The sequence below is a fragment of the Micromonospora sp. NPDC048040 genome (assembly GCF_055587185.1).
Genome location: NZ_JBVJGT010000022.1, coordinates 90,195 through 98,327, shown reverse-complemented (window position 1 = coordinate 98,327; position 8,133 = coordinate 90,195). Strand labels below are relative to the sequence as shown.

General features: G+C 72.1%; 7 protein-coding genes and 2 tRNA genes. 4 read left to right on the top strand and 5 right to left on the bottom strand.

The annotated features are described in order from the left end of the window. Positions 1 to 179 precede the first annotated feature (179 nt). Positions 180 to 578 carry a tyrosine-type recombinase/integrase gene (locus tag ACZ6O2_RS21370; protein ID WP_466024029.1) on the top strand — a complete coding sequence of 133 codons (399 nt, stop codon included), beginning with the start codon at positions 180 to 182 and terminating at the stop codon, positions 576 to 578. Between the two features lie 72 nt (positions 579 to 650). Here the strand turns inward: ACZ6O2_RS21370 and ACZ6O2_RS21365 are convergent. After that, positions 651 to 726 (bottom strand) — tRNA-Lys (locus ACZ6O2_RS21365). Positions 727 to 913: 187 nt separating this feature from the next. On the opposite strand from ACZ6O2_RS21365, the gene ACZ6O2_RS21360 reads away from it, so the two are divergent. Both ACZ6O2_RS21360 and ACZ6O2_RS21355 read left to right on the top strand, forming a co-directional pair. Then, complete coding sequence (locus tag ACZ6O2_RS21360) at positions 914 to 2,170, top strand: L,D-transpeptidase (protein WP_466024028.1); 1,257 nt, start codon at positions 914 to 916, stop codon at positions 2,168 to 2,170. Between the two features lie 336 nt (positions 2,171 to 2,506). Next, complete coding sequence (locus tag ACZ6O2_RS21355; protein WP_466024027.1) at positions 2,507 to 3,799, top strand: L,D-transpeptidase; 1,293 nt, start codon at positions 2,507 to 2,509, stop codon at positions 3,797 to 3,799. A gap of 52 nt (positions 3,800 to 3,851) precedes the next feature. On the opposite strand, the gene ACZ6O2_RS21350 is transcribed toward ACZ6O2_RS21355, so the two are convergent. Beyond that, positions 3,852 to 3,924: transfer RNA gene (locus ACZ6O2_RS21350), tRNA-His, on the bottom strand. Between the two features lie 96 nt (positions 3,925 to 4,020). Further along, positions 4,021 to 4,611 (bottom strand): oligoribonuclease, encoded by a 591-nt coding sequence (gene orn, locus ACZ6O2_RS21345; protein ID WP_466024026.1) that lies wholly within the window; start codon positions 4,609 to 4,611, stop codon positions 4,021 to 4,023. Between the two features lie 75 nt (positions 4,612 to 4,686). On the opposite strand from orn, the gene ACZ6O2_RS21340 reads away from it, so the two are divergent. Then, positions 4,687 to 5,955, top strand: coding sequence for a glycosyltransferase 87 family protein (locus ACZ6O2_RS21340; RefSeq protein ID WP_350702803.1), 1,269 nt, complete (start codon positions 4,687 to 4,689; stop codon positions 5,953 to 5,955). A 129-nt stretch (positions 5,956 to 6,084) separates the two neighbouring features. Here the strand turns inward: ACZ6O2_RS21340 and ACZ6O2_RS21335 are convergent, their stop codons facing one another. Together ACZ6O2_RS21335 and ACZ6O2_RS21330 are read right to left on the bottom strand one after the other, a co-directional pair. After that, positions 6,085 to 7,257 (bottom strand): hypothetical protein, encoded by a 1,173-nt coding sequence (locus tag ACZ6O2_RS21335; protein WP_466024025.1) that lies wholly within the window; start codon positions 7,255 to 7,257, stop codon positions 6,085 to 6,087. Positions 7,258 to 7,400: 143 nt separating this feature from the next. Continuing rightward, positions 7,401 to 8,132, bottom strand: coding sequence for a YcnI family copper-binding membrane protein (locus ACZ6O2_RS21330; protein WP_466024024.1), 732 nt, complete (start codon positions 8,130 to 8,132; stop codon positions 7,401 to 7,403). Between the last annotated feature and the right edge of the window lies 1 nt (position 8,133).

Genomic DNA, 8,133 nt, shown 5'->3' with positions numbered 1-8,133 from the left:
CCACCACCCGGACAGCCTGACGACACCACGCCGCCCGGACCAGCACCCCGCGCGGCGCGTCGTCACGGGGCAAACGTTGCCTGATGCGGCACTAGGTAGGCGGAACCGGCCTGACTCCGGGCCTGCATGCTGGCTTGGAGCCGTCGAGCGAGTCGCGCCGCTCCCGGCGGGTTCTGACGATGCCGGCCGTTGTGGTCCAGGCGCTCAAGCGTCACCGGAACGTCCAGGAGCATGAGCGCGGTCTCGCCGATGAGGATTGGCACGAGACAGGGCTGGTCTTCACGACCGCCACCGGTCGCCATGTCGAACCGCGCAATCTGAACACTGCCTTCGGCCGGTTGATCGTCCGAGCCGGTGTCCGGCCAATTCGCTTTCATGACCTGCGACACACCTGCGCGACTCTACTGCTGGCCGCAGGCGTGTCGCCACGAGTTGTCATGGACATTCTCGGCCACTCGCAGATCGCGGTGACGATGAACATCTACGGGCATGTGATGCCGGCCATGCAACAGGAGGCGGCGGGTCACATGGACGCGGCGCTCAGCGAGCCGCAGGCGGGTGATGACGGTGACGAGTGACACCGTTGCTGTCACTCGCCCCGAAACGACATCTGGGCACCCACCCGTGAGGGTGGATGCCCAGATGATTGCTGGTGCGCCGCCAGGGACTCGAACCCCGAACCCGCGGATTAAGAGTCCGCTGCTCTGCCAGTTGAGCTAGCGGCGCTCGCTGGCAACGGGGAGAACATTAGCACGGCCTCCGAGCCGGGTTCCAATCCGATCCCCGGCTCCCCCCTTCGGTCGAGCTTAAGGGGCATCCAAGGGCAAAACCACCAGTCGTACGACGACAGGGGCCTGAGGAGGGGGGTCCATGCGGCACGATGTGCGCCAGGTACGCGAGAACAGAGGTGGGGATGGGCAGGTTCGCGCGGGCCGGGGCGATGGTGGGCGCCCTCGGTCTGGTGGCGTCGCTGGCACTGACGGCCTGCGGCGACGAGCAGAAGAAGGCGGAGTTCGTGGGCGGCACCACGCCGGCCACGGCGAGCGCGGCGGCCGATCCCGCCACTCCGGCGGCGCCGAGCGGTCCGCCGCTGGCGCTGAGCCCGGCCGACGGGGCGAAGAACAAGCCGGTCAGCTCCGAGATCAGCACGGAGCTGCCCGACGGCGGCAAGGTGTCCGGCGTCACGCTGACCGCGGCCGACGGCAAGCAGGTCGAGGGGCGGCTGCGCGCCGACGGCTCGTCCTGGGTGCCGTCGAAGCCGCTGAAGTACGGCACCCGCTACACGGCCACGGTCACCGCCACCGGCGCCGACGGCGGGACCAGCCAGGGCACCAGCACCTTCACGACGATGGCGAAGCCCAAGTCCATGATCAGCTCGGGCCTGTACCTCTTCGACGACAAGACGTACGGCGTGGCGATGCCGGTGGTCGCCGAGTTCCACCCGGGCATCCCGAAGAAGGACCGGGCCGCCGTGCAGAAGCGCATGTTCGTGCAGACGGATCCGCCGCAGCCGGGCGCCTGGCACTGGGTCGACAACGGCACCCAGGCCTACTACCGCGCGCCGGAGTACTGGAAGCCCGGCACCACCCTCACCGTCCGGATCGCGCTGGCCGGCATCCCGCTGAGCAACGGCCGCTACGGCAACGTCGACCGCGCGGCCACCGCGAAGATCGGCCGGGCTTTCGAGATGAAGGTCGACAACGCGACCAAGAAGATGACGGTGTACGAGGACGGCCAGGTGGTCCGCACCCTGCCGGTGAGCCTCGGCAAGAAGAAGACGCCCTCCTCCAGCGGCACGATGGTGGTGATGGAGAAGAAGGAGTCCACCGTCTTCGACACCCGGGACGACCCCGATCCGGAGAACCGCTACGTCACGGAGATCGACTTCGCGCAGCGGCTCACCTGGGGCGGCGAGTACATCCACGCCGCGCCCTGGTCGGAGCACGTGCAGGGCCGGCAGAACGTCTCGCACGGCTGCGTCAACATCTCGACGGCGAACGCGAAGTGGCTGTTCGAGAAGACGAAGGTCGGCGACCCGATCACCATCAAGGGCACCGAGCGCAAGCTGGCCGCCGGCAACGGCTGGACGGCGTGGAGCGTGAGCTGGTCCGAGTTCGTCAAGGGCAGTGCCCTGCCGGTGCCCGAGGGCGGTGCGGGGCCGGCGTTCTGACGCACCTCCACCCGACGATCCGGCGACCGGTCCGCACCCGCGGGCCGGTCGCCGCGTTCCGGGCCGGGTCGCACCCGACTCCGGCCGTTCGCCACGACCCCCGACCGCGACGTCGTCGACCGAGTCGCCGCCCCGGCCGGCCCGCCGCCTTGTCGCCCCGTCATCCCGGGGAACACGAAACCCCGGGAACGCGAACCCACCTCGCAAATCCCTTGATTTTATCAATATTCGGACAGCTTGCCCGACGTGTTTCGGTTCACCCTGAGGAACGGGTATCTGTCCGGATGCGTCAGTGAGGGACGATGGGCAACCGGGGACCACGACTGTGAGGGAATCATGCGAGCTGTCCAGGACCAGCTGATCCGGCGTGGGGACGACCGGCGGGGTGGGCGACGCCGTGGGATCGCGGCGGCGGTGCTCGCCGCGGCACTCGCCCTGACCTCCGCCTGCACCGACGGCGGCGGGGGCAAGCCGTCCGGCTGGCAGGACGGCGGCGGCCAGCCCGCCGCGCCGAAGGCCGCGGCCACGATCGTCGAGCCCAAGGCCGACGCGAAGGACGTGCCCGCCTCGACCGGCATCACCTTCACCACGAAGGACGCCCAGGAGACCAGCGTCGAGCTCAAGGACTCGGCCGGCGAGGCCGTCGAGGGCAAGCTCGCCGCGGACGGCACGAGCTGGCTGCCCGCCGGCGCGCTCGAGTACGGCGAGACGTACACCGCCACCGTGACCGCGACCGGCGACGACGGCCGGCCCGCCACGGCGACCAGCACCTTCACCACCATGGCGAAGCCCGGCAAGCAGGTCCGGATCACCAGCTTCCTCGGCGACGACCAGGTGGTCGGCGTCGGCATGCCCCTGATCGTCAAGTTCGGCCGGGCCATCCCGGAGGACTACCGCGACGACGTCCAGCGCCGGATGACGGTCACCTCCACGCCGGCCCAGGAGGGCATCTGGCACTGGGTCAGCCCGACGGAGATCCGCTACCGCCCGAAAAAGTTCTGGCAGGCCGGCAGCACCGTCTCCTACCGCGTCCAGGCCGGCGGCCTGCCGCTGGGCGGCGGCTGGTACGGCCGGGCGGACCTCACCGTCGACATCAAGATCGGCGCAGCGGTGATCATGACCGTGGACAACAAGACCAAGCGGATGACCGTCACGAAGAACGGGTCTGTGATCAAGACCATCCCGGTCAGCCTCGGCAAGAAGAGCACCCCCTCGTCGAGCGGCACCATGGTGGTGATCGAGAAGCTGCGCAAGACGGTCTTCGACACCTTCGACGAGCTGGGCCCCGAGGAGGGCTACCGCACGAAGATCGACTACGCCCAGCGGCTGACCTGGGGTGGCGAGTTCATCCACGCCGCGCCCTGGTCGGAGGGGCAGCAGGGCAGCGTGAACGTCTCGCACGGCTGCGTGAACGTCTCGATGGCCAACGGCGCCTGGCTGTTCGCCAACACCCGGATCGGCGACCCGATCACGGTCAAGGGCACCGAGCGCAAGCTGCAGAACGGCAACGGCTGGACCGACTGGAACATGAGCTGGGAGGAGTACGTCAAGGGCAGCGCCCTGCCGTACGAGCCGGCCGGGGCCGACCCGGACGCCAGCGGCGAGCCCGCGCCCAGCCCGACCGCCTGAGCACCGGAAACGCCGAAGGCCCCCTCCGCGAGGAGGGGGCCTTCGTCAACCGGGTGACTGATGGGAATTGAACCCACGACAACCGGGACCACAACCCGGTGCTCTGCCAACTGAGCTACAGCCACCATGCCTTCCGCACCCGGTCGATCGCCCCGGGCGGGGTGCGGACCAATAATAGCCCCACCCCCGCCCGCCGCGTCCAGCGGGTTCTCCGCCCCGGATCAGAGTTGGGCGGCGATCGCCTTGGCGGTCTCCACGTCGGGGCCGGGCAGCGGCACGAAGACGGTCCGCCGGTAGTACTCCAGCTCCCGGATGCTCTCCCGGATGTCGGCCAGCGCCCGGTGCGCGAGCCCCTTCTGCGGCTGGCCGAAGTACACCCGCGGGTACCAGCGGCGGCACAGCTCCTTGATCGAGGAGACGTCGATCATCCGGTAGTGCAGGTGCGCGTCGAGGCGCGGCATGTCCCGGGCGATGAAGCCCCGGTCGGTGGCGATCGAGTTGCCGCACAGCGGCGCGCTGCGCGGGTCCTTGACGTGGCTGGCGACGTAGTCGAGGACCATGTCCTCCGCCTCGGCCAGGGTCACCGTCGAGCGCCGGACCTCCTCGGTCAGCCCCGACTTCCCGTGCATCGTGCGGACGATCTCCGGCATCGCCTCCAGCGCCGCCTCGTCGGCGTGGATCACCACGTCGACACCCTCCCCGAGCACGTTGAGGTCGGGATCGGTGACGAGCGCGGCGACCTCGATCAGCTTGTCCCTGTCGAGGTCCAACCCGGTCATCTCACAGTCGATCCAGACGAGAAGATCAGCCACCGGCCCAGACTACGCGCAGCCTCGCCGGCCGCGCGCCCGCGCACCGTGGCGCGACCCGACCGCTAGGGTTTCCCCGTGCCAGCCGAACCCGCCGCACCGCCCGCCGTCACCGACGACGACCCGGGCGGCCGTACGGTCCGTCGGCTCGCCGCCGTGCTGGCGCTGGCCGCCGTGCTGCCGGCGCTCTACCTGCCCGGGCTGGTACACGACTTCTTCGACCTGAAGATCTACATGCGGGCGATGGACTGGTGGGCGGCCGGCAACCCGCTCTACGACTACGTCCAGCCCGACCGGGTGCAGGGCGAGCTCTACTTCACCTACCCGCCGTTCAGCGCGCTGCTGCTGCGCCCGTTCGCGTTGCTGCCGCTGGGCGCCACCGTGACGATCTTCACTATCCTGACCGCGCTCGCGGTGGTGGTCACCACCCGCTGGCTGGCGGCGCCGGTGATCGCCCGGCACGGCCTGCCCCGTGTGTTCACCCTCACGGTGGCGGTCCTGCTCGTGCTGGCCGTGGAGAGCACCCGGGAGACGATCACCTTCGGTCAGATCAACATGCTGCTGGTCGTGCTGATCCTGGCCGACCTGCTCTTCGCCGTACCCCGGGCGGCTCGTTGGGCCGGCGTGGGTGTCGGGCTGGCGACGGCGCTCAAGCTCTTCCCGGGCATCTTCATCGTCTATCTGCTGGCCACCCGGCGGTGGCGGGCGGCGGCGGTGGCGAGCGCGACGGCCGCCGCCGCGACCCTGCTCGCCGCGGCGGTCGCGCCGCGTGACTCGTGGCGGTTCTGGACCCACGAGCTGTGGGCGACCGACCGGGTCGGCCGCACCGACTACACCGGCAACCAGTCGCTGTTCGGGCTGCTCAGCCGCATCACCGCCCCGGAGAAGCCGGACCGGATGCTCTGGCTGCTGCTGGTCGCGGTCATCGCCGGGTACGGGCTGTGGCGGGCGGCGCGGGCCGCCCGGGCCGGGGACCCGCTCACCGGGCTCGCCCTCACCGGGCTGGTCGGCGCGCTGGTCAGCCCCATCACCTGGACCCACCACATCTACTGGTTCATCCCCGCGGTGGTGGTGCTGGCGGACGCGGCGCTGAGCGCCGACCCCGGCACCGGCGAGGGCCTCCGCCGCCGGAACGGGCTGGCCGCGCTCGCCGTCGGCACGACCGCCCTGATCGTGTACGGCGTGGTGACCTTCTACGACTGGGGCGTCGCCCCGGTGCGCACCGACTCGCCGGCCGAGTTCCTGGTGCGCAACACGTACGTGCTGCTGAGCCTGCTGCTGCTGGTGGCGCTGCCGGTCGGGCGCCGGGCCGGGAAGTCGCACCAAATGGACAGTCTTCCCGAGTAGCCCGCTTCACCGCTAATCTGGTCACAACTACCTCAGGTGTCTCTCGGGTAGCACCGATCCCCCGGTGAAGGTGGCCCTCCGCGTCGGCAGCGCGGAGGGCCACTCGCCGTTCGGGCCGCCCGGGCGCGGTCAGCGCGCGGCGTCCGGGGAACCCGGGGCCGCCGGGGTTGGCGGGGAGTCTGGGGCCGCCGGAAAATCCGGGGCGGCCGGGAAATCCGCGGTCGTCGGGGAATCCGCGGTGGTCGGGGAATCCGCGGTGGTCGGGGAATCCGCGGTCGTCGGGGAGTCCGGGCGGGGCCGGCCCTCCGGCGGGGCCGGCGGGGCCGGCGCGGCCGGCGCCTCGGCAACGGCCGGCGGCCAGGCCAGGCTGAGGGTCACCTCGGGCGGGCAGACCGCCGGGTCGTCGCCGGCGAGGTCGGCGAGCGTCGCGGGGCGGCGCGCGGGCACCGGCCCGATGGCGGCCCGGGACGGCGCGGGGCCGGCGCCGACCGAGGCGAGCTGACGCCCGACGACCCGGGACCGGTCGCTGTCCCGGGTCGGCTGCGCGCCCAGCCCGCTGAGCGAGGTCACGCCGAGCCGCCCGGCCAGCACCGGCACCTGGTCCGGTTCGACCACGAAGACCACCTCGCGCGGGCGTACCGGGCGCAACAGGAGCAGCACGGCGAGCACCACCGCCAGCACCCCGCCGGCCAGCAGGCCCGCGGTCGCCGGGGCGGTCCAGCCGACCCGCAGCCCGGCGCGCAGCTCCAGGGTCAGGTCGGCACGCCCGTCGGGACGCAGCACCACCAGGCTCAGCCGCCGGTCGGCCAGCTCCTGCGGGGACCACTCCAGCGCGCCGATCCCCTCGCGTACCCAGAAGGGCTGACCGATCGGCGTGACGGCCGGCGCGGAGCCGGCGGCTGGTGTGGAGCCGGCGGACGGGGTGGCGGGCTCCAGCCGGACCGGCAGCGGGCCCCGCGCCAGGGCCACCCGACGGACCTCGGCGTGCGGCACCGGGTCGAGCCAGCGCCGCACCTCGTCGGCGGGGGCCAGCCCGACGAAGGCCGGGCCGTCGGCCGTGCGGGCGTCCAGCCGGAGCCGGGCCTGCCCGACCCGGGCGAACGGCGCCTCCGCGCGCAGCAGCTCGTCGACGTCCCGGACGACCACCGCGTGCCCGGGGGTGTGCACGGTCTCGAACCGGGCGCTGAAGGCGCCTGCCGGGTCGGCGTGCCGGGTGAGCATCCCGAGCACCCCGCCGGCGAGCAGCGCCGGAATCCCGATGGTCAGCAGCAGCACTCCGCCGAGCGCCCGCACGAACCGCATTCGCCTCGTCCCCCTCCGTAGCCGGATACCCGGCCGACCTTACCGACGAGGACCGACTGATCAGCGGATATCCACGGCACCGGCCCGGAAAGCCGCCGGCCCGCCGGGTACGCCGACGGGCCGGTGGAGGGTGCGGGAGGGGCTCACGCCTTCGGCGCGGGCTCCCGCCGGCTCCGCGCGAAGGCGAGACCGCCGAGCAACAGGCCTCCCGCCCCGGCGACCAGGCCGGCGATGCCGAGCCCGGTGGCCAGGCCGACGCCCTCGGCGTCGTCATCGTCGTCGGCCTGTGCCGGGGCGGCACCGCCGGTGGGGGCGGCCGACGGCGAGCCCGCGGTGAGGGTGAGCACCGGGGCCGGGGTCTCCGGCTCCTCCCCGCCGGGGGTCGGCGCCTCGATCCAGCGCTGAACGTTGCCGTCGGAGTAGGTCTGCAGCGTCTTGAAGACCATCGTGTCGACCTGCGGCAGCGGACCCATCGAGACCGGGAACTCCTGGAACTCGCCGGGCTTGACCCCCGCGTTTCCGGTCGCCGTCCAGGTGAGCTTGGCGACGACCTCGGTGAGCTGGCTGCCGTGCACCTCGACCGGCGGGTCGACCTTGCGCTTCTCCACCGCCACCGTCCAGCCCGGCACCGGCATGGTCGACACGGAGCCCACCGGCGCGTTCTCGGGCAGCACCACCTCCACCTTCGTCGTGGAGGCGGTGTCGCTCTCGTTGGGCACCCGGAAGGCGAACCGGCCGTAGCCGCCCTGGGTCGCCTCCTGCGGGTTGACCGAAACGTGGGCGGAGGCGGGCGCCGCGAAGCCGAGGACGGCGGTGGCGACGGCGCCGAGCGCCAGGGCGGCTGCGGCGGCTGCGGTACGCCGGAGACGGATCATC

Bases quoted from the DNA above. Each gene is read 5' to 3' on its own strand.
- ACZ6O2_RS21370 (WP_466024029.1), top strand. From the start codon at position 180: ATGCCGGCCGTTGTGGTCCAGGCGCTCAAGCGTCACCGGAACGTCCAG.
- ACZ6O2_RS21360 (WP_466024028.1), top strand. From the start codon at position 914: ATGGGCAGGTTCGCGCGGGCCGGGGCGATGGTGGGCGCCCTCGGTCTG.
- ACZ6O2_RS21355 (WP_466024027.1), top strand. From the start codon at position 2,507: ATGCGAGCTGTCCAGGACCAGCTGATCCGGCGTGGGGACGACCGGCGG.
- ACZ6O2_RS21335 (WP_466024025.1), bottom strand. From the start codon at position 7,257: ATGCGGTTCGTGCGGGCGCTCGGCGGAGTGCTGCTGCTGACCATCGGG.
- ACZ6O2_RS21330 (WP_466024024.1), bottom strand. From the start codon at position 8,132: ATGATCCGTCTCCGGCGTACCGCAGCCGCCGCAGCCGCCCTGGCGCTC.